Origin of the sequence: Pseudomonas sp. MH10, from assembly GCF_034353045.1 — a bacterium.
In the GTDB taxonomy this organism is placed as follows: domain Bacteria; phylum Pseudomonadota; class Gammaproteobacteria; order Pseudomonadales; family Pseudomonadaceae; genus Aquipseudomonas.
Genome location: NZ_CP133783.1, coordinates 1,701,278 through 1,719,652, shown reverse-complemented (window position 1 = coordinate 1,719,652; position 18,375 = coordinate 1,701,278). Strand labels below are relative to the sequence as shown.

Sequence of the window (18,375 nt, the reverse complement as noted above, 5' to 3'; positions counted from 1 at the left end):
TAACCTACCTTAGCGCTGTCATGTTTTCCCCCTGCGTAGTGTGCACCGTATCTATCAATAATACGACTGGCTGACGCCTTTCCGTCACTTGCCAAAAAACTCATTTACATAAAAAGTTATGCTGTAATTGTTGGTGGGTACAAACGTTTTAAAGGTGACTATCCGGCACCGGTCAGCCTTGTAAGCAGTCTGGACTTTATTGGAGTCGGATTTGTTCCAGGAGTAATGCCATTTGTCGGCTTGTACAGTGTAGTGCACGCTGTTTCTGATTTTATACTGTGGATTGATAAAATAAATATCATATAGATCTACGTCGAAATGATCATTGCCATTTGCGTCGCGGCGAAAGGCATTGAAAGCGCTCGCGCCAAACACAATAGGGGTTTGAGGTTGCACAGTCAGGGAGCTGTTGAATTTACCGCCGGTGGGCTTGCCACCACTGTCAACTTCCGGGCTGTGGGTGTGAAAAGTGTCGCCATTGGGTGAAGTGATACTGGCGGCAATGCGTACAGTGTCGGGGCTGGTTGTTGTGTACCATCTAATAATTTGTTGGCGTTGAACTGTGTTTTCCTTGCTCTTGACTTCATCAATCGGTTGAGAAGAACTGTCGGTCCTGTCGGGCTCTGAGGTATAGAGCGTTGACTCTGGATAGTAGTCATACTCCGGGTGCCGCGTTTGGCTGAGGGTCGATAACTCGATCCCGGTTTGATAGTGACAAAAAGAAATCCGCTCAAGTTCCCCGTTTTCCAGAGTGACAATTTCGTTGTTAGCGTTCCTCGCTTCAATGATTACGGTTATGGGGACTTGCTGGCGCCCGTTCCTGTACACGTGGGCTGTGGAATTATCTTGTGTCCTTTGATTGTAAGTTATTTGAAACCAGCTGAGGGTCGCCCAAGAGACGCCACTTTCTTGGTTGGTCAGTGCGCCGGGTACCACCGAAGATGGTTCGTGGGTGCCATTTTTATCCTTTTTCATAAAAACTCCAACGAGTGAGGTCGGCATTAGCGGCTGAGTTATATATCTATTAGCTCAAGATTGGTTCGCGCCTCAAACCCTGACACTCCTGTAAAACTAATCCCGATAGAATGATCATTTCCGTTCATGTCTATCCCGGCCAGTCTACAGGGGCCGTTGCAGGTGTTTGCACTGGCGCTATGGTAAGGTATGTTAATGCCGCCCTGCAGGACGATGGTTAATCTGCCTGGGCTTTGATACGTGACAAACTGTAATCTTTCTGCCTCGAAAGCGGCGCCTATTACGATGTCCTCATTGTAATTAAATTCCGATTGGCTTGGGCTAGCGCAGCCGACGTTGGAGGCCCTGGTTTCAGCGGGATCTTTATCATCCCATTGAATCATACCGAGTGGGTACAGTATTGCTGACTGAAAAAATAAGTATGTAGGATGCAGTTGGTATTCATAGGCAAACTTGCCGAGCGCTTCAGATCCGCTCACGAGTCTGCGGGTAAAGGTGTAGTCGGCTGGCGCTGAGAAGTCGGGCTTCCTGACAGCTGACAGTATAACGCTGTGGTCAAGTGGAGCGATTGATTGATACGTTTCGTCCTCGCTCTTCGAGGCTTGCGCGCGCAGCTTAATCGCGGCTCCTCCAATTGCGGTAGACAGGACATAGAATACTTTCTGGAAAAAGGCTTTCGGCTGATTTGACGATTGTTCTTTATTAATAATGCGGGGCTGTTGGTCGACGGCTACGGGGTAATAATCGTATTTATCTTTTGTTTCGCTGTACCACCAGTCATTATTTAGTTGTTGTTCTGGTAAGGGTCTGTAATCACCATTACTTTGTTCCACAACGATGCGCAGCGATTTTTTCTGCGCATCAGTAAGTGGGAATTCTGCCCTGGTTTCTAAGGTAAGTGTGACTTCAACTTGTTGTCGCCCGTTGGCATATAACATCGAGCTGCCGGAAGTCGTCTCGATGTTCATATCAATCAACCATATGAGAGGGTTTCCTGCTGTGGTTCGAGCGCGTTTCATGGGCTACTTCCTGTAAGAGGAGTTTCTTCCGTCGAGCAAGTTTCTCAGCGTGGAAGGAGTGACATCGTGGCTGCATAGTATGGGACTGTGGGTGCACGCCAGGCCAGTCGGACTGGTATAAATTTAGTTGATCGATCTGAAGGGTTCAAGTGACTGTAGATGTTTGTTGATACCGTTTGGCGATTATGGCTGGTTCAATTAAATATCGTCGATTTCGATTTCGATTTCGATATGTAATGCCATTAGTTGAGGGAAAGCCTGGTACCTTTTTTTCGAGATAATGTATTAACAAGGATGGAGCGAGTCATCCGCCTGTGGGCCGTGAAGCAGATGAACTCTATGTCATGACGATTGGCTTGGGATTACTCGTCGCGGCCTTCCATCATTGTGCGTTTAAGCACAACGTAAACCGCGCCTGCACCACCGTGTTTCGCCAGGCAGGAGCAAAAACCCAACACTTGAGGGTGTTGGCGTAACCACGTATTGACGTGGCTTTTGATCAGCGGTCGTTTGCCATCCAGTCGAACCGACTTGCCGTGAGTCACCCGCACACAACGGACTTCGAGTTTCGTGGCCTCCGCCAGGAATTCCCACAAGGTTTCACGCGCGACTTCTACCGTCATGCCGTGCAAGTCCAGGCTGCCCTCAAAGCTGATCTGGCCGAGCTTGAGCTTGCGCATTTGCCCTTCCTGAACCCCGTCTCGCGACCAACTGAGCTCATCTTCGGGTCCGACATCAATCACAAACTGATCTGACAGCCCATCAACCGTCACCGAATCGGTGCGAACGGTTGCGGCCTGGCGCAGTTTGGCGATGTGCTTACGGTCAGTCTTGGGTTTGCCGACGTCGGCATGGTCTTGCTTGATCGGCTTTACGCCGCGGATCTCATTCTTGAACAGGGAAAAATCGTCGTCTTGCATGTGAGCCTCCGCGCAGGAGGGATAGTTTACCCAAGTCGTGGCTTATTCGGCGCGGATAAAACGATTTTGCCCAGCGCGCAACGCTTCAGGCAGAAAGCGGCGGCTTCAATCGTGCTTCTTCATCAGGTGTGGAGACATATTAAGCGAGCCAGTGCGACGCAGGCGACGACGGCAGCGGCGCCACAACCAAACACCCACATACAACACGAACACTCCGGCAACCACTACCAGTGATGCGCCGAGAGGGCTGGCGTTGAGGTCACCCAACGCAGGGGGGTGACCAATCAAGCTGGCGATACCCGCCAACATCAGCAATACCCCGCCGGTTGCCAGCAGTGCAGCAAATGCGGCGCCAAAGCGCGTTCGCCAATTGCCAGGGCCTTTGGGGCGCAAGCGACGAGCATCGAAACCATCGGATGTTTTCATTCCGATTTTTCCTCTCAGAGTATCGGCGCTCTGACCAGTATATGACCGCCTGGTTCCCGATAAGGGGTATTCAAAGGCAAATGCAAGTGATTAATGGATGGGCGGTTAAACGGTGTAGCGGTGCTGGAACAGGTTTTCATGACGCTGGAACCGCCGAAGCGGCGAGGGCGGTTCGCACCCAGCCAAGGCCGGCTGCTGACGGATCAAGCACGTCTTAGATCAAGTCCTTGGTTAACGCGAGCGTGGCGAAGTTGTCAGCCATGATCGCCATTTCGGTTTGATGGACGACCTCGGCACTGATGACCCCCTGTTTGTTTGGCAAGTCGCGGGTGGCGCAGGCATCTTCGACCAGCGTGCACCGATAGCCGTAGTCTTTGGCCGCGCGTACCGTCGTGCTGATGCTGGAATGACTCATGAAACCGCACACGATCAGGTCAAGGTGCCCAAGTTTTTGCAGCAGATCGTCCAGTTCGGTGCCGTGGAAAGCATTCGGCAAGCGTTTCTCAACCAGGTGTTCTTCGCCTTGAGGCAGGAGCTGCGGGAGTAACTCGCCGCGTTCGCCTTGGGGATCGAACAAACCGCCAACCGTACCCAAATGGCGAATGTGCACGATAGGCCGATGGGCGGCACGCGCAGCTGCAACCAATTTACAGATATTGGCAACCGCTTCGTTGATCCCGGTCAGCGCCAAGGGGCCACTCATGTATTCTTTCTGGGCATCGATAATAATCAGCGTGGCATGACTTAAGTTAGCCGGTGAATAACCACGGCCACTGAGTTGAAACATCGTTTTTGGATCGGACATCTGGGGCTCCTTCAGGTGGCGCTTTTGCGACATTCTCCTCTGGCTGAGCGGTTCTGTGAATGGCAATACTCACAAGTGGCGTGGTTATTGGCTTGCAAGCCCATTGGAGGCGGATAAAAGATGGCAATCTGCCCAAAAAAAATACAGTCAGTCGGATAATTGCGTTCAAAGCCGTGGGCATTTGGCCCTTGCCGTCGAGCATCGTTTGTTGAGCCCATGGCTGTTAGAATCGCCCGTCGTTTTTTAAGGAGTCTTGTCTGTGATCACCTCCCGCCTGCGCACCCTGCGCGACCACATCCGTTGGGCTGTCAGTCGTTTTCATGAAGAAGACCTGTTTTTCGGTCATGGCACCGACAATGCTTGGGATGAAGCCCGGCAATTGGTACTGGGTGCGTTGCATCTACCGTGGGAAATCGCGGACAGCTACCTCGATTGCCGCCTGGAAGACGATGAGCTGGTCAATTTGCAGCGCTTGCTCAAGCGCCGTATCGCCGACCGTATTCCAACTGCCTACCTGCTGGGCGAAGCGCTGTTTTGCGGGTTGTCGTTCATCGTCGACGATCGGGTGCTGATTCCTCGTTCGCCGATTGGCGAGCAGATTGAAAAACATTTTGAGCCGTGGCTGGCAAAAGATCCGGCGCGAATTCTCGATTTGTGTACCGGCTCTGGCTGTATCGGTATTGCCTGCGCGTTCGAGTTTCCTAACGCTGAGGTGGTGCTGGCTGACCTTTCCTACGAAGCACTGGAAGTGGCGAACCTGAATATCGAGCGGCATGGCGTCGATGATCGTGTCTACACCGTTCAAGGCGACGGCTTCGACGGCTTACCGGGTCAGCGCTTTGACCTGATCGTTTCCAACCCACCGTACGTTGACGCTGAAGATTTCGCTGACATGCCTGACGAATATCAGCATGAGCCAGAATTGGCGCTGGCGTGTGGCGATGACGGTTTGAACCTGGTACGACGCATGCTCAGCCAGGCGGCGGAACATCTGACCGAAAAAGGTTTGTTGATCATCGAGGTCGGCAATAGCCAGATTCACGTCGAGGCGCTGTACCCGGAAGTCGATTTTGCGTGGCTGGAGTTCGAACGGGGTGGACACGGGGTGTTCATGCTCACCGCCGAGCAATGCCGCGAGCACCAAGCGTTGTTCGCTTCGCGGGTGTGATCGCACAGCAAACTGCATGGCGTTTTTGCGTGGTTTGAAGCCACGCAGGCTCATGTAGCCGCCAAACTCTGTGGGAGCAGGCTTGCCTGCGAACAGGCCCGTAGTTACGCCGTTGATGTCGACCGGACGCCTGGGTCGCCTGCATTGAGGCTTTCGTTGGCAAGCCAACTCCCACTGAGATTTTTGGCAGGCACTGAAAATCTGATCACAGCCTTTGGCAGCCCCTACAGAAATCTGTGCATTGCGAAATCTGTGGGACCGAATTCACTCGGGAAGGCGTCAGTCCTGCACTCTGCACAGTTTTTCCACCCGTTGTCAGCGGTGCGTTGCAATCCAGATCAGCATTGCCGCCTGGAATACTGCAAACGTCACCAGGCAGGCGATGGTGAAACGCAACCCGGTGTCTTCACGTTTGAAGCGGGTCAAGGTCACCTCATTCTGACGCAGTTTGAGGTCTTGCTCCTGCAGGTTGCTTTCCGCCTGTTCAAGCATGTTGGCGGCATCGACAATTTCCAGTAGCTGCAGCTTGTCGTTGTTCCACGTGCTATGGAGCTGCCCCATCAACACTTCTTTCACTGTGCCTTTCATGTGCTGAGCATCGGCGTACGCGACTTCAAAACCCTGTGCTTTGAGAAAGTTATCGCGGCGCAGGCGCGTGTCGTCGTTAAGGGCGTCTTTGTTGGCAAGCGTAATGCCGTCGACGGTGTAATGCGACCACCTTTTCCGAGCCCAAGACGCGGCATAGGCCGCCATATAGCGACCAATCCCACGGTTCCAGGGCTCGATCTGTAACCCTGCGTCGGGAAAGATCCTGATGCGGTGGGTGAGGTGGTCGACCCACACGTCCATATGGTTTTGTTCCTTGCGCACGCGTTGCCCGGGCAGCTGAATATCCAGGCGCAATAAGCTGATTTCCTTGCTGTGGCGTTCGACGCGCCCGAACTGCACAAAGCGCAGGGGACGTATGCCCGTGATGCGGTGAGTCGGAAGGGGAGCCAAACGCAGCATTTGAAACTGATCAGGCTGAACGTCAGCCCACGGCAACAGAATCGGTTCCGGCTCAGTGGCCGGCGTTGCGGTTGCGGTGTCGGTGGCGATGTCAGTTGAGTCTTGAGTATCGGTCATATCAGCAATCCTGCGTTTCAGGCACCAAGCAGCAATCTCAGTGTCAGCCATCTGCTATCGGCTGCTGGGTCCAAGACTGTAGGACGCTACCCGCTTTGGTGGCTTATAGCCACTGCTGAGTGGGCCATCAGGCGGCGGGCAAGGAGCCAATAAAGTGCAGAATCCGTGTCGAGAGCTCGCTGGCGAGCGGCAACTGAGGGTCTTTATAGGAGGCCATCTGGCGCTTGATGTCGTTGGGAACAATACGCATCACGTGATTCATACCGTCTATCAGCGCTAACTCGGCGTCTGGTTTCGCCGCCTGTAGCCGTTCAGCATCACCTACACCGACTTGAATATCGTGACGGCCTTGGATGATCAGCGCCGGGACGTGCAGCTTGCCGAACGCTTTGGCCGGGTCCTGACGGAACAGCGAAATCAAATACGGCTGCACGCTGGGACGGAAGACCACTTCCAGTGCAGGCGGCACGTTGTCGTCGGTGCGGCCCGCCTTAAGCGATTCGATCAGTTGGTCGCTGCGCAGGATCAACGCCGGTGGCAAACGGTATTGCAATTGTTCACGTACCACTTGATCCACCGGGCGCCCGGTACCGGCAATGGAAATCACAGCGTCAGCGCCAGCCTTTTGCGCAGCGAGGGACGCCACCAATGCGCCTTCGCTGTGGCCCATCAGAATCAAAGGCCCCAAGCGCGGATCAGCCTTTAGTTTTTGCCCCCAGGCTTCAGCGTCGGTTACATACGCCTCAATGCTCAAATCACGCTCATCGGGGGTCGCCGCTGTGCTTGCCGCTACGCCGCGTTTGTCGTAACGCACGCTGGCAATGTTGTGCTTGGCGAGGATCTTCGCCAGGCGCTTCATGCTGTCGTTTCGTCCGCCATCGGTATTATTGCCATCGCGATCTGTCGGACCAGAACCGGAAATCATCAATACCACCGGCACCGGGACGTCCGATTTGGGCAGCACCAAGGTGCCAAACAATTCGCCGGTTCCGGTATCGAGGCTGATGGGGCGTTGCAATATCACCGTCGGCACAAGGGGCGGGGGTGAAGCGGCTTGAGCAAGTCCAGTGAGCAGCGGAAGAATCAAGGTAATAACTCGGATTACAGCGGTGACTCGTAACATCTAGAAGGCCACGTTCAGTAGAAGTGCCGATTGGACGCATCCATACGTATAAGGTTCGGTGATCGCCAGAAGGATGAACTACGCGGGCAGCCTGCGTATACTGGCGCACTTGTGATTTTGATGATTTTTCGCGGAGCGTCCTGCATGTCCGGCAATACCTACGGCAAGCTGTTCACTGTCACCACTGCCGGCGAAAGCCACGGCCCTGCACTGGTTGCAATCGTTGACGGCTGCCCGCCGGGGCTTGAACTGTCGGCGCACGACCTGCAACGCGATCTGGATCGCCGCAAGCCCGGCACCAGTCGTCACACCACCCAGCGTCAGGAAGCCGATGAAGTCGAGATTTTATCGGGGGTTTTCGAAGGCAAAACCACGGGCACTCCGATAGGCCTGTTGATTCGCAACACCGATCAGAAGTCCAAGGACTATTCAGCGATTCAGGGTCTGTTTCGCCCGGCCCATGCCGATTACACCTACCACCATAAATACGGCGTGCGCGATTACCGCGGCGGCGGTCGTAGTTCTGCCCGCGAAACCGCCATGCGCGTGGCGGCCGGCGCGATTGCCAAGAAGTACCTGGCCACCCAGGGTATTCAGATTCGCGGTTACATGAGCCAGTTGGGCCCGATCGAAATCCCGTTCAAAACCTGGGAATCGGTGGAACAGAATGCATTCTTCTGTCCTGACCCAGACAAAGTAGCGGAGCTTGAGGCCTATATGGATCAGTTGCGCCGGGACCAGGATTCGGTCGGCGCTAAAATCACCGTCGTGGCTGAAGGCGTAAGACCTGGCTTGGGCGAGCCGATTTTTGATCGTCTGGACGCTGAGCTTGCCCATGCGTTGATGAGCATCAATGCCGTCAAGGGTGTGGAAATCGGCGCCGGTTTTGCCAGCGTTGCCCAGCGTGGCACCGAACACCGTGATGAGCTGACGCCGGAAGGTTTCCTGTCGAACAATTGCGGCGGCATTTTGGGCGGCATTTCCTCCGGGCAGCCTATCGTCGCTCATCTGGCACTCAAGCCAACCTCCAGCATCACCACGCCAGGGCATTCCATCGACGTCAACGGCAATGCGGCGGATGTCATTACCAAGGGTCGCCATGACCCGTGCGTGGGTATTCGTGCCACGCCGATTGCCGAAGCCATGATGGCCATTGTTTTGATGGACCACCTGTTGCGTAATCGCGGTCAGAATGCGGATGTTCGGGTCTCGACGCCTGTTCTGGGCCAATTGTAATGCGCGATGACGGTGCAGCTGCCACGGCGCTTTAAACGTGGTAGCGCGTGCGCCGAGGTCGGCAATGCTCAAGCACGGATCGATTCCATACTGGCGGCTCTCCAGTTTCTACCTGTTCTACTTTGCGCTGCTGGGATCAACGGCGCCGTTTCTGGCGTTGTACTTTGACCATCTCGGCTTTTCCAGCGCCCGCATTGGCGAGCTGATCGCCATCCCCATGCTGATGCGCTGCATTGCGCCCAATATTTGGGGCTGGCTGGGGGATTACACCGGCCGCCGCCTGGCCATCGTGCGCTTTGGTGCCATCTGCACGCTGCTGTCCTTTTCCTTGATTCTGTTCGACAAAAGCTATGCTTGGTTGGCGATGGTCATGGCGTTGCAAGCCTTCTTCTGGCACGCCGTGTTGCCGCAGTTCGAAGTTATTACCTTGGCCCATCTGCATGGGCAAACCTCGCGCTACAGTCAAGTCCGGCTCTGGGGTTCCATCGGCTTCATCCTCGCGGTAGTGGCGCTAGGGCGCCTGTTCGAGTGGTCGAGTCTGGATGCCTACCCACAAGCGCTGCTGCTGATCATGGCGGGCATCGTCGTCAGCAGTGTGTGGGTGCCAAATGCGCAACCGATGTTCTCGGCGCAACGGCCGGAAGTCGGCGGGTTTCTCAAGCAACTGAGTCGGCCGGGTGTGTTGGCTTTTTTCGGCTGCGTGGCATTGATGCAGCTAAGCCATGGCCCCTACTACACCTTTTTGACGCTGCACCTTGAACACTTGGGCTACAGTCGCGGCCTCATCGGCTTGCTGTGGGCCTTGGGAGTTGTCGCCGAGGTCTTGATGTTTCTGTCGATGAGTCGTATTTTGCGGCGGTTTTCTGTGCGACAGGTATTGTTCGTCAGTTTTCTCCTGGCGGCGTTGCGTTGGGTGTTGTTGGGCAGTTTCGCCGAGTATTTGCCGGTATTGATCATCGCCCAGGTACTGCACGCTGCAACCTTTGGCAGCTTTCACGCGGCGGCTATCCACTTCGTGCAACGCAGCTTCGCCCCGCAACAGCAGGGGCAAGGTCAAGCCTTGTATGCTGCGTTGTCAGGGACAGGTGGCGCATTGGGTGCGTTGTATTCCGGTTACAGCTGGAACGTGTTGGGGCCAAACTGGACCTTCAGCATCGCCAGCCTTGCAGCGTTGACCGCTGCCGTCATGATTGCGACACGAATGAAAGAGGAAAGGGCATGACTCGCGAACACCTCGCCCAGCAGATTATCGACGCCGGGCACTTTCTCTACGGCAGGGGCTGGTCGCCAGCCACTAGCAGTAATTACTCGACGCGTTTATCGGCGACCACCGCCTTGTTAACCGCGTCCGGCAAGCATAAAGGGCAGCTGAGTCCCGATGACATATTGGTCACGGACTTGTCTGGCAACAGCCTTGAACCCGGTAAAAAACCGTCGGCCGAGACCCTGCTGCACACCCAGCTTTACCGCTGTTACCCGCAGGTTGGCGCGGTGTTGCACACCCATTCGGTCAATGCGACGGTGCTGTCGCGCCTCACGCCGGGTGATCATTTGGTGTTCGAAGGCTACGAACTGCAAAAGGCCTTTGCCGGTGTGCAGAGCCATGAATCCCAGGTGATGGTGCCCATTTTCGATAACGATCAAAACATTACCCTGCTGGCGGAGAAGGTGCAGCCTTGGCTCGATGCCCATCCCGACTGCCCCGGCTACCTGATTCGCGGCCATGGCCTTTACACCTGGGGCGCGCAGATGAGCGATGCCTTGCGCCAGATCGAAGCATTTGAATTTTTGTTCGAGTGCGAGCTTAAGACCCGCTCGCTACTTAACGTCAAGGAGTTGCCGCTATGAGCAGCCTGTCCGTGTATCACGTTTCTAACCCTGGTTTTCCGAACAAGGTGTTGACCCATGTTGAAGATATTGCCTCAACCTTGGCCGAGCACAATGTAGGTTTTGATCGCTGGCAAGCGTCGGCTCCGATTACCCCTGGCGCCTCGCAGGAAGACGTTATCGCGGCGTATCAAGTGCAGATCGATAAGCTGATGACTGAGCGCGGTTACGTCACCGTGGATGTGATCAGCCTTGATCGCGACCATCCGCAAAAAGCCCAATTACGCGCCAAATTTCTCGATGAGCACCAGCACGGCGAAGACGAGGTACGCTTTTTCGTTGCCGGACGGGGTTTGTTCACGCTGCACATCGACGATTACGTGTACGCGGTGCTGTGTGAGAAAAATGACCTGATAACGGTGCCCGCCGGCACGCGGCATTGGTTCGACATGGGTGAGCACCCGCATTTTGTCGCGATTCGCTTGTTCAATAACCCAGACGGTTGGGTCGCTAAGTTCACCGGCGAGCAAATCGCCAGTCAATTTCCGCGCCTTGAAGACTGATAGACCCGGAGTTCAAATGCCCATCAACGTTGTCCTGACGGACATTGAAGGCACCACCAGCGCGGTCAGTTTCGTGTTCGAGGTGTTGTTTCCGTATGCCGCCAGGCACCTCCCGGACTTTGTCCGTCAACAGGCCACTGAGTCGGCGGTAGCGTTGCAGCTACAGGCGGTGCGCGATCAGAGCGCCGAGCCTCACGCAGACATTGAACGGGTGATCGAGATTCTTCTGGAATGGATCGCCGAAGACCGTAAAGCGACACCGCTCAAAGCCTTGCAAGGCATGGTCTGGGAGCAGGGTTATCGCGCTGGACAGCTCAAGGGCCATGTTTACCCGGACGCCGTTGAAGCGCTGAAGCGCTGGCACCAGGAAGGGTACGCGTTGTATGTCTATTCTTCGGGTTCGATCCAGGCCCAGCAGCTGATTTTTGGCTGTTCCGAGGCCGGTGATCTGTCGCCATTGTTCAGCGGTTACTTTGATACCACCTCGGGGCCCAAGCGTGAGCCTGAGTCGTACCGAACTATCACTGCAGCCATCGGTTTCCCAGCCGAAGAAATCCTGTTTCTTTCGGATATCGTTGAAGAGCTGGATGCCGCTCAGCAGGCGGGCATGGCCACTTGTGGGCTGGTTCGAGGCAATGGTGAGTTGGTCGGGCATGCCAATGTTGGCAGCTTCGCAGTGATTGATCTGAGCGCATTCTGACGCCGTTCGCCCTCCCTTCGAGTGGGCGATTGACGTAGGTTCTGTGTTTTTATTTTGTGGGAAGTTTCCGTTTATTTAGTAAGTAACACCTGTTTGTTAATTCGTGGATTTTTTAAAGTCTTTTACTGTGCAACTCTTGCTCCGTCGCTAAGTTATGTTTCGGCGGGCGCTAGAGCGACAAATGTCGGGGTAAAGGGAGAATAAGAATGGAACATCTAGATTCGTTGAATACCGATTTAAATCAGCTTATCCAGCAGATGGTGATCAGCATTACAGAGCTTAACGGCGACCGTGCCATTGAAAATGCCCTGGAGTGGTTGCGCCGCCAATGTTGTTGTGATCGCGCCATGTTTTATCAGTTCAAAGGTCCGGTCCTCCTGACGTGTATTACGTCGAATGTGGACAGCATTTGGCGTGACCTCTACCGCCATGCGCGATTGGCAGTGGATGATCCGGTCATTCGCGGTTTCAGGGAAGAACTGGGTTTTTTGGAGTGGGATTTGGCCTTTGCAATGCACCCGCCGACGCCCGCATTCAAAGAAGTGGTTGATGACCACTTACTGCTGCCAGGCGTTTCATACGGCTACTCCAATGAAGCGTCAGCCAGTCAGGGCGTGATTACCGTCTGTTCGTTAAATGCCATGAGCCGTCCGCTCACCGACAACGACCGGTATTTACTGAGCAGCCTCGTGCCCATTTTGCACATGGCCGGCAGAGGCCGGAAATTCCATACCAAAGCGCTGACCGAAAAAGAACTGGAAGTGCTCAAGTGGGCAAGAGCCGGAAAAACCGCTTGGGAAATCGGGGTTATTCGAGAAATTTCCGAAGCCACAGTGAAATACCACTTCAAAAGTATCTATTCCAAATTGGGCGTTTCAAACCGGGCGCAGGCGGTGGGGGAGGCTTTGTATCAAGGCATTCTCAAGTAATTAGTTGTTGGCTCGGCGCAGCCACGACTCCCGGCATCAACAGGTCGATGTGGTAACCCTGACGGCCGTCACCCACCGCAACATGCAGGCCCTCAATACCCTCGTTGAGCTGCGAGTTGATCCGATAGTTGACGGTGTCAGCAATGCTGGCGTTGACGCCGAATGCACACTCGGTCAAACGCAGTCCGCGCGGCCCAGTGGCTTCGTTCAACAGCGCGCAGTAATCGCAGCCCGCGACGGTGAATGATCGAAGTTGACTGTCCTCAATAAGTGCAGTGGCACCGTGAAGTGCGACGCTATCGGAGAGCGTTGCCAGGGAATCGACCAGCCGGGTTGGAATCGACGGGTCATGGTAACCCCGTGCCGATAAAATGCCGGCGACTTGAAATCTGCCGTTCAACGTAAAGGGACGTGGCGCATCGGGGGCCATGTGGGTGTAATGGACTTCCAGAAGCTCCGCCAGCGGGAAGATGAACCTGTCGTTCGCGGCTTGAACGTCCTCATCAATCATTGCGTAAGGTGCCACGTCCTTGGCGATGACCAGATAACCCAGCGTGTTGGGTCCGGTAAGCACCAGCGGTTGCTGTTGGTCGAGCAATGAAAGCAGGTGTTCCTGCTTACGCATGGCCAGCTGAAAATCGGTGAGGCACATTTGTTCGAAGGTATAAATCACGCTGTTAAGTGCGGGATCGAAGGCATGGGCCTGAGTGTAGATTGCTCGCCCCGATGGGTCGGCTGCTGCGCGTTGCAACAGCGAATCGGTGCCTTCTCTGCTGAGCGTAATGCACACGCTGTTGGGCGGCATGTTCTGCAGTTCGCTAATTAAACGGGCGTTGATGTGATGGGCCTGAGCGTGGGTAATTAACTCGCTGGAGTCAGTCAGTAACGTGATATCGGTTGAATTAAAAAAACGTTCAAAATGTCTAAGGAAGGTCTGAAATAAGACCTTCTTTTTCTGGCAAATCGGGCGTCAAGCGCTCCGAAAGAAAGTACTTCACTGAAATTTCGAAAATATCGGCTTTTATTGATGAATAAGCCGGTTTTAAGCACTTATTAACCCTTAATTTCCATACTGCGGACGCACCTGTCCTATAGGCTCCATCAAATGTCGGCGCGCCATCCACAGATTCGACAGTGCAAACAGTGTCACCAACTGCGCCGTGTTCTTTACCAACCCGCGAAACCGCACCTTGGTGTAACCAAACTGGCGCTTGATCACCCGAAACGGGTGCTCAACCTTGGCCCGAGTTTGCGATTTGGCGTATTCAATCTTGCGCAACGCACGGCCAATGACGCTTTTTTCTCCATGTTTGCGGCGGCTGCTGGGCCTGGCGGAGATCGACCAGATCATCTCGCGCCCCTCATGTTCAAGCCGCTTTTCTACGCCGGTGTAGCCCGCGTCGCCACAGAGATGGGTCTCTTCGCCGTGCAGCAACTGATCGACTTGAGTGACGTCCGCGACATTGGCTGCCGTGCCCACCACGCTGTGCGTCAGACCCGTATCAGCGTCTACTCCGATGTGCGCTTTCATCCCGAAAAAATATTGATTACCTTTCTTGGTCTGATGCATTTCGGGGTCGCGTTTACCCTCTTTATTCTTGGTCGACGTCGGCGCATGAATGATCGTGGCATCAACAATTGTGCCCTGACGAAGCATCAAACCTCGGTCTCCCAGGTAGCCATTAATGACCTCCAGGATTCCCCCGGCAAGATGGTTTTTCTCCAGCAGGCGACGGAAGTTGAGAATCGTGGTTTCGTCGGGAATGCGTTCCAGATTCAACCCCGCGAACTGGCGCAGAATCGTGGTCTCATAAAGAGACTCTTCCATTGCTGGATCGCTATAGCCGAACCAGTTCTGCATCAGGTGCACACGCAACATGGCCATCAAGGGATACGCCGGGCGGCCCCCTTCGCCTTTTGGATAATGCGGCTCGATCAAAGCGATCAACCCCTTCCAGGGGACGACCTTGTCCATCTCGCTCAGGAAAATCTCACGGCGGGTTCGCTTACGTTTACCGGCGTACTCGGCATCGGCGAAAGAAATTTGCTTCATGGGGGGGCAACCGCTCGGCTCATGTGATGGGGGACATTTCACCAGATTTGAAAACCTTTTTCAGAGTTTCCCTAGAGGCATTTTAAATGGTCGGTTTATAGCGGTTAGGGTGTTTTAAGCCGGGTTTTGAATACGCAAAGGAAGAACAAAATGGCGGCAACAAGTACCCGGCGCAGATCAGTCTCCGGCGCAACGGTGTCATAGTTTATCAGGAAGCCGAGACTTTGATCGTAAGCAGACGGCGCAGGCCTGGCTAAAGCGGCGGGAGTGACCAATATTTGCGCCCGGTTGCAGGCCGTGAGCGTTGTTGCAGATAATGGGCATGATGAGCCAGTAGTGGTCGTGTGCTCAAAAACGATTAATCGCATAAGCTTTCACTCACATATGTGCCTCAATAACCGTCGCGGACCATCTCCAAGTCCGCAGCGGTGAGCCCAATCGCTCCCGTTTCGCATAACGATCATCAATGCGGCGAGCCGGCACCCAACGCCACACCAACGAACACGGGACGATCAGTGGATGGCCGTCTTATTATCGTCATGACAAAATACATTGCGTCCACGAATTTGTGTGCATACAATTAATGCATGCAAATTACCTTCGATGCTGCCAAGCGTGACAAAACTTTGATGGAGCGCGGCGTTGATTTTGCTGACGCTGGGGCCGTTTTTGCCGGGCATCACTTCACTGGCGAAGACACACGAGAGGACTATGGAGAGGCCCGCTTTATCACCGTGGGTCTGTTGATTGGCCGCATGGTTGTAATTGTCTGGACACCTCGCGGCGGGGCTCGTCGCATCATTTCTATGAGGAAAGCCAATGAACGCGAACAAGCGCAATACCGAAGCCGCCTGGGTTGACCCAGACGATGCACCCGAACTCACAGATGCTTTTTTTAAGCAGGCTGACGAGTTCAAGGGTGCACGACTAATCCGGCGCGGTAGACCCAAGGCGGACGTGGTTCGCGAGCGAATAACGATTCGGCTTGAACCCGATGTATTGGCGCAATTCAAGGCATCTGGACCTGGCTGGCAAACCCGGATGAATGCCGCCTTAGCTGATTGGCTCAAGACGCATACGCCAGATGAGTTGAAGGCATAGTCGCCGACCGACTTGAAGCGAGTCAGGTGCGCGTGGAAGGTCGAGCCAGTGGCGCTGGGGTGTTGATTGGTACGAACTTTTACGAGAGAAGCCTAAAACGCCCACAGGCCTTTGTTCCCGCACTGCGCATTCTTAGCGGGTCCGATCCATCATAGGCGCAACGCTGAAGCGTCTTGATAATGTAGAGCTTGTGTTTACTGGGTATGGAGCTGATTTCGGTAACATTTTGCTCTACGTGTTTATGGCGGGTTTCAGGGTGGTTTCGAACGTTTTTCAAACTTGATGGTGCAATATACTCATTCAAAACTGGCGCGTACCCAATCGATTTGGCAACTATCAGGATCAAAAAACGGGACGATGCAACGGCCAGCTATCCCACTCCAATCCGAATCAGCGTGAAGGAGTGCAAGTCTACCAAGAGAGTAAGACCTTCGCCCGGAAACAGGCAGCGCAGGCTTGGACGCGTTCGTGTGAGCCGGAGTTGGACCAACCCGGCGCCATCGCGAGAGCGAACCGAAGCAAGGTAACTTCGGCGGACGCTTACTGACGCGCTACTTGCATTTTAGGTTGGTAGGCAGGGGGCAGATGATTTCTACTGTCGCGTTTCTCAACGACTTAACGTTTACTGAACGCAAGACGCGCGGCAAAAAGAATGAAGATCATTCCCGTCGCACGATCCATCCATGTGGCTACTTTTTTACTCAGCAATATTCTGGCCAGGCGCTGGGTCGCGGCGATTAGAATTATCGACCATAGCACCCCTATTACGACGTGAATGCTTACTAAGGCAAACGTCCAGGCAACCAATGGCTGGCCTTGGGGAATGAACTGGGGCAGAAAAGAGACATAGAAAATACCAATCTTGGGATTTAGGATATTTCCTATCATTCCCTTAAGAAACCAATTATGACTTTGCATTGATGCCGTCTCGACAGGCGACAACGAGTTGCGCGGACGCAAAAGCATGTTCAGCCCGAGCCAAGCTAGATAACCAGCACCGCAGTATTTCAAGATGTTGAACGCTAGTTCTGATACCGCAATGAGTGCGCCTAGTCCAAACGCCACAGCGGCACCCCACAGCAAGCAACCGGTATTGATGCCCAGTGCGGCACGAAAAGCCTGCTGCTTTCCTTCCACTGTAGCGGTTCTCAATATCAAAGCGGTGTCTAGGCCAGGCGTGATGGTTAACAGCGTCGCTGCGAAGGTAAACGCAATAAGGTTGTCAGCAATAGGCATAGTTAGAGGGCCTCGGCGTTATTTTAAGGGCCAGTTAACCCCAGAAAGCTGTTCATTAGAAGTCGCGTTTAGGCAGAGGGCGTAAAGCTTATGGCGTCAGGGTCAGGACGCTGACCCCGCCGGACGGTTACGATTTAGAGGCGAGTATTCGCTGCTGACCATTACGGACCGGAGGCCGTCTGTAGGGGCGCCTACCTGCTTGATATGTTTGCGATCAGGCTTTTAAGGTTTTGCGTCGAATGAGCTGCAGCCAAGATAGTGCAATTGTCTTCCAATAGGCGGGGGCTGGTTCAGGAGCCAAACGGTCGGTTGCCTTTAACGCAGGCCCCCAGCGCAGGATCGTCCATAGCGGATCGACCTCCCACACCGAGGGCCATTAGCCTCTGCCAACGTCACAGATGCGGCGCGGGTTCCTGCAATTGAATACTGACCAATAAGGTGCCGCCTATAGCAGTACCTGCCACACGACCCCAGCCAGACGATGTGCCCATTTCGTAAAGGATCGATGGAATTTCTGGAGCGTTGGGATCGAGCATCAGCCCGATGACAAACATTCCATAGTCGTACCAATACTTGGGTACCGGAGTCAGGTTGATGTGATCTGCAGCAAATAGCATTGTGCCGTCAGGATTGACCTGCAAAGTCGCTGTATAGGGGTACTCCAGCAACCCGCCATGCTGAACCGCTGCTTGTTGCAGGTAATAGGTCCCGGTCCACAGTGAGAGCTGGACCGGGCCGAACGGTGTAGAGCCGGCCACAGGGTTGTCGTTGATTGTGCCCGACACCGAGCTGGTGCCCGATGTATTGGAAAAAGTGAGTTTAGCGAGCGTCTCACCAACATTGATGAGCAGGGTATTGCCATCGAAGGTGCAACCTGTTCCTAGCGGAAAAACTTCTGAGGTTTTGCCATCGGGAGAAAGCGTGATCTTGCCGAAATACTCACAGGTAAGGGAACCACCGGCGGGGGAAATCGTACATTCTTCATGCGTATCGACCATGAGGAACGAGCCGGCCTGTGCATCCAGGGAGTAATAACCCGTAAAAGGTATCAGGGCGTAGGCGGGGGACTGCTGACTGCTTCCAGTGCTCATGTTTTCATCCGATGAAAATGAAGGAGACAGGACTATAGCTTCAATTTTCAAAAGAGTAGGCGCAGCTCAACAATAGAT

Annotated in this window: 20 protein-coding genes and 1 pseudogene; 10 read left to right on the top strand and 11 right to left on the bottom strand. The window is 54.3% G+C overall.

Features of this window, described 5'->3' with window-relative positions; genetic code table 11:
* Window positions 1-84 precede the first annotated feature (84 nt).
* From RHM59_RS07740 to RHM59_RS07720, 5 genes are all read right to left on the bottom strand, one after another.
* Complete coding sequence (locus RHM59_RS07740; RefSeq protein WP_322286333.1) at window positions 85-975, bottom strand: hypothetical protein; 891 nt, start codon at window positions 973-975, stop codon at window positions 85-87.
* A 38-nt stretch (window positions 976-1,013) separates the two neighbouring features.
* Window positions 1,014-1,994: a hypothetical protein gene (locus tag RHM59_RS07735; RefSeq protein ID WP_322286332.1), complete on the bottom strand. Its 981-nt coding sequence runs from the start codon at window positions 1,992-1,994 to the stop codon at window positions 1,014-1,016.
* Between the two features lie 362 nt (window positions 1,995-2,356).
* Window positions 2,357-2,914 (bottom strand): Smr/MutS family protein, encoded by a 558-nt coding sequence (locus RHM59_RS07730; RefSeq protein ID WP_322165033.1) that lies wholly within the window; start codon window positions 2,912-2,914, stop codon window positions 2,357-2,359.
* A gap of 105 nt (window positions 2,915-3,019) precedes the next feature.
* Complete coding sequence (locus tag RHM59_RS07725) at window positions 3,020-3,340, bottom strand: hypothetical protein (RefSeq protein WP_322165032.1); 321 nt, start codon at window positions 3,338-3,340, stop codon at window positions 3,020-3,022.
* A 214-nt stretch (window positions 3,341-3,554) separates the two neighbouring features.
* Entirely contained in the window at window positions 3,555-4,145 is a 591-nt protein-coding gene (locus RHM59_RS07720; RefSeq protein WP_322165031.1) for a cysteine hydrolase family protein, read from the bottom strand.
* Between the two features lie 259 nt (window positions 4,146-4,404).
* On the opposite strand from RHM59_RS07720, the gene prmB reads away from it, so the two are divergent.
* Window positions 4,405-5,313 carry a 50S ribosomal protein L3 N(5)-glutamine methyltransferase gene (gene prmB, locus RHM59_RS07715; RefSeq protein ID WP_322286331.1) on the top strand — a complete coding sequence of 303 codons (909 nt, stop codon included), beginning with the start codon at window positions 4,405-4,407 and terminating at the stop codon, window positions 5,311-5,313.
* 315 nt (window positions 5,314-5,628) lie between these two features.
* Here prmB and RHM59_RS07710 read toward each other — a convergent pair whose 3' ends face one another.
* Window positions 5,629-6,438, bottom strand: coding sequence for a hypothetical protein (locus RHM59_RS07710; protein WP_322165029.1), 810 nt, complete (start codon window positions 6,436-6,438; stop codon window positions 5,629-5,631).
* 127 nt (window positions 6,439-6,565) lie between these two features.
* Window positions 6,566-7,561: an alpha/beta hydrolase gene (locus tag RHM59_RS07705; RefSeq protein WP_322286330.1), complete on the bottom strand. Its 996-nt coding sequence runs from the start codon at window positions 7,559-7,561 to the stop codon at window positions 6,566-6,568.
* Window positions 7,562-7,705: 144 nt separating this feature from the next.
* Here RHM59_RS07705 and aroC point away from each other — a divergent pair, with 144 nt between their 5' ends.
* The 6 genes from aroC (at window position 7,706) to RHM59_RS07675 (ending at window position 12,816) form a co-directional block, all read left to right on the top strand.
* The gene (gene aroC / locus RHM59_RS07700) at window positions 7,706-8,797 is read left to right on the top strand and encodes a chorismate synthase (RefSeq protein ID WP_322286329.1); all 1,092 of its coding nucleotides are present in this window, start codon (window positions 7,706-7,708) and stop codon (window positions 8,795-8,797) included.
* Window positions 8,798-8,861: 64 nt separating this feature from the next.
* The gene (locus tag RHM59_RS07695; RefSeq protein WP_322286328.1) at window positions 8,862-10,019 is read left to right on the top strand and encodes an MFS transporter; all 1,158 of its coding nucleotides are present in this window, start codon (window positions 8,862-8,864) and stop codon (window positions 10,017-10,019) included.
* A complete protein-coding gene (locus RHM59_RS07690) occupies window positions 10,016-10,645 on the top strand; it encodes a methylthioribulose 1-phosphate dehydratase (RefSeq protein ID WP_322286327.1) in 630 nt (209 codons plus the stop codon). Before RHM59_RS07695 ends, RHM59_RS07690 begins: the two co-directional genes overlap by 4 nt.
* Window positions 10,642-11,187, top strand: a complete 546-nt coding sequence (locus RHM59_RS07685; RefSeq protein WP_322286326.1) for an acireductone dioxygenase — start codon at window positions 10,642-10,644, stop codon at window positions 11,185-11,187. Before RHM59_RS07690 ends, RHM59_RS07685 begins: the two co-directional genes overlap by 4 nt.
* 16 nt (window positions 11,188-11,203) lie before the next feature.
* Window positions 11,204-11,887: an acireductone synthase gene (mtnC, locus tag RHM59_RS07680; RefSeq protein ID WP_322165023.1), complete on the top strand. Its 684-nt coding sequence runs from the start codon at window positions 11,204-11,206 to the stop codon at window positions 11,885-11,887.
* 206 nt (window positions 11,888-12,093) lie between these two features.
* A complete protein-coding gene (locus RHM59_RS07675) occupies window positions 12,094-12,816 on the top strand; it encodes a helix-turn-helix transcriptional regulator (RefSeq protein ID WP_322183784.1) in 723 nt (240 codons plus the stop codon).
* Here the strand turns inward: RHM59_RS07675 and RHM59_RS07670 are convergent.
* The gene (locus RHM59_RS07670) at window positions 12,809-13,621 is read right to left on the bottom strand and encodes a hypothetical protein (RefSeq protein WP_322286325.1); all 813 of its coding nucleotides are present in this window, start codon (window positions 13,619-13,621) and stop codon (window positions 12,809-12,811) included. The two genes, RHM59_RS07675 and RHM59_RS07670, sit on opposite strands and share 8 nt — an antisense overlap.
* A 255-nt stretch (window positions 13,622-13,876) precedes the next feature.
* Window positions 13,877-14,869, bottom strand: a complete 993-nt coding sequence (locus tag RHM59_RS07665) for an IS5 family transposase (RefSeq protein WP_322165339.1) — start codon at window positions 14,867-14,869, stop codon at window positions 13,877-13,879.
* Between the two features lie 587 nt (window positions 14,870-15,456).
* On the opposite strand from RHM59_RS07665, the gene RHM59_RS07660 reads away from it, so the two are divergent.
* The 3 genes and pseudogenes from RHM59_RS07660 to RHM59_RS25460 form a co-directional block, all read left to right on the top strand.
* Window positions 15,457-15,729, top strand: coding sequence for a BrnT family toxin (locus tag RHM59_RS07660; protein WP_322168742.1), 273 nt, complete (start codon window positions 15,457-15,459; stop codon window positions 15,727-15,729).
* Complete coding sequence (locus RHM59_RS07655; RefSeq protein WP_322168745.1) at window positions 15,689-15,970, top strand: BrnA antitoxin family protein; 282 nt, start codon at window positions 15,689-15,691, stop codon at window positions 15,968-15,970. Before RHM59_RS07660 ends, RHM59_RS07655 begins: the two co-directional genes overlap by 41 nt.
* Before the next feature lie 326 nt (window positions 15,971-16,296).
* Window positions 16,297-16,508 (top strand): annotated as a pseudogene (locus RHM59_RS25460) (site-specific integrase); the annotation flags it as partial.
* Window positions 16,509-16,585: 77 nt separating this feature from the next.
* Here the strand turns inward: RHM59_RS25460 and RHM59_RS07650 are convergent.
* Both RHM59_RS07650 and RHM59_RS07645 read right to left on the bottom strand, forming a co-directional pair.
* Window positions 16,586-17,206 (bottom strand): LysE family translocator, encoded by a 621-nt coding sequence (locus tag RHM59_RS07650; protein WP_322168747.1) that lies wholly within the window; start codon window positions 17,204-17,206, stop codon window positions 16,586-16,588.
* Between the two features lie 392 nt (window positions 17,207-17,598).
* The gene (locus RHM59_RS07645; protein WP_322168751.1) at window positions 17,599-18,297 is read right to left on the bottom strand and encodes a hypothetical protein; all 699 of its coding nucleotides are present in this window, start codon (window positions 18,295-18,297) and stop codon (window positions 17,599-17,601) included.
* Between the last annotated feature and the right edge of the window lie 78 nt (window positions 18,298-18,375).

What these genes read in the sequence shown, in the direction of transcription:
- RHM59_RS07740 (WP_322286333.1), bottom strand. Translation starts at nt 975, where the DNA reads ATGAAAAAGGATAAAAATGGCACCCACGAACCATCTTCGGTGGTACCC.
- RHM59_RS07735 (WP_322286332.1), bottom strand. Translation starts at nt 1,994, where the DNA reads ATGAAACGCGCTCGAACCACAGCAGGAAACCCTCTCATATGGTTGATT.
- RHM59_RS07730 (WP_322165033.1), bottom strand. Translation starts at nt 2,914, where the DNA reads ATGCAAGACGACGATTTTTCCCTGTTCAAGAATGAGATCCGCGGCGTA.
- RHM59_RS07725 (WP_322165032.1), bottom strand. Translation starts at nt 3,340, where the DNA reads ATGAAAACATCCGATGGTTTCGATGCTCGTCGCTTGCGCCCCAAAGGC.
- RHM59_RS07720 (WP_322165031.1), bottom strand. Translation starts at nt 4,145, where the DNA reads ATGTCCGATCCAAAAACGATGTTTCAACTCAGTGGCCGTGGTTATTCA.
- RHM59_RS07710 (WP_322165029.1), bottom strand. Translation starts at nt 6,438, where the DNA reads ATGACCGATACTCAAGACTCAACTGACATCGCCACCGACACCGCAACC.
- RHM59_RS07705 (WP_322286330.1), bottom strand. Translation starts at nt 7,561, where the DNA reads ATGTTACGAGTCACCGCTGTAATCCGAGTTATTACCTTGATTCTTCCG.
- aroC (WP_322286329.1), top strand. Translation starts at nt 7,706, where the DNA reads ATGTCCGGCAATACCTACGGCAAGCTGTTCACTGTCACCACTGCCGGC.
- RHM59_RS07695 (WP_322286328.1), top strand. Translation starts at nt 8,862, where the DNA reads ATGCTCAAGCACGGATCGATTCCATACTGGCGGCTCTCCAGTTTCTAC.
- RHM59_RS07690 (WP_322286327.1), top strand. Translation starts at nt 10,016, where the DNA reads ATGACTCGCGAACACCTCGCCCAGCAGATTATCGACGCCGGGCACTTT.
- RHM59_RS07685 (WP_322286326.1), top strand. Translation starts at nt 10,642, where the DNA reads ATGAGCAGCCTGTCCGTGTATCACGTTTCTAACCCTGGTTTTCCGAAC.
- mtnC (WP_322165023.1), top strand. Translation starts at nt 11,204, where the DNA reads ATGCCCATCAACGTTGTCCTGACGGACATTGAAGGCACCACCAGCGCG.
- RHM59_RS07675 (WP_322183784.1), top strand. Translation starts at nt 12,094, where the DNA reads ATGGAACATCTAGATTCGTTGAATACCGATTTAAATCAGCTTATCCAG.
- RHM59_RS07670 (WP_322286325.1), bottom strand. Translation starts at nt 13,621, where the DNA reads ATGCCGCCCAACAGCGTGTGCATTACGCTCAGCAGAGAAGGCACCGAT.
- RHM59_RS07665 (WP_322165339.1), bottom strand. Translation starts at nt 14,869, where the DNA reads ATGAAGCAAATTTCTTTCGCCGATGCCGAGTACGCCGGTAAACGTAAG.
- RHM59_RS07660 (WP_322168742.1), top strand. Translation starts at nt 15,457, where the DNA reads ATGCAAATTACCTTCGATGCTGCCAAGCGTGACAAAACTTTGATGGAG.
- RHM59_RS07655 (WP_322168745.1), top strand. Translation starts at nt 15,689, where the DNA reads ATGAACGCGAACAAGCGCAATACCGAAGCCGCCTGGGTTGACCCAGAC.
- RHM59_RS07650 (WP_322168747.1), bottom strand. Translation starts at nt 17,206, where the DNA reads ATGCCTATTGCTGACAACCTTATTGCGTTTACCTTCGCAGCGACGCTG.
- RHM59_RS07645 (WP_322168751.1), bottom strand. Translation starts at nt 18,297, where the DNA reads ATGAGCACTGGAAGCAGTCAGCAGTCCCCCGCCTACGCCCTGATACCT.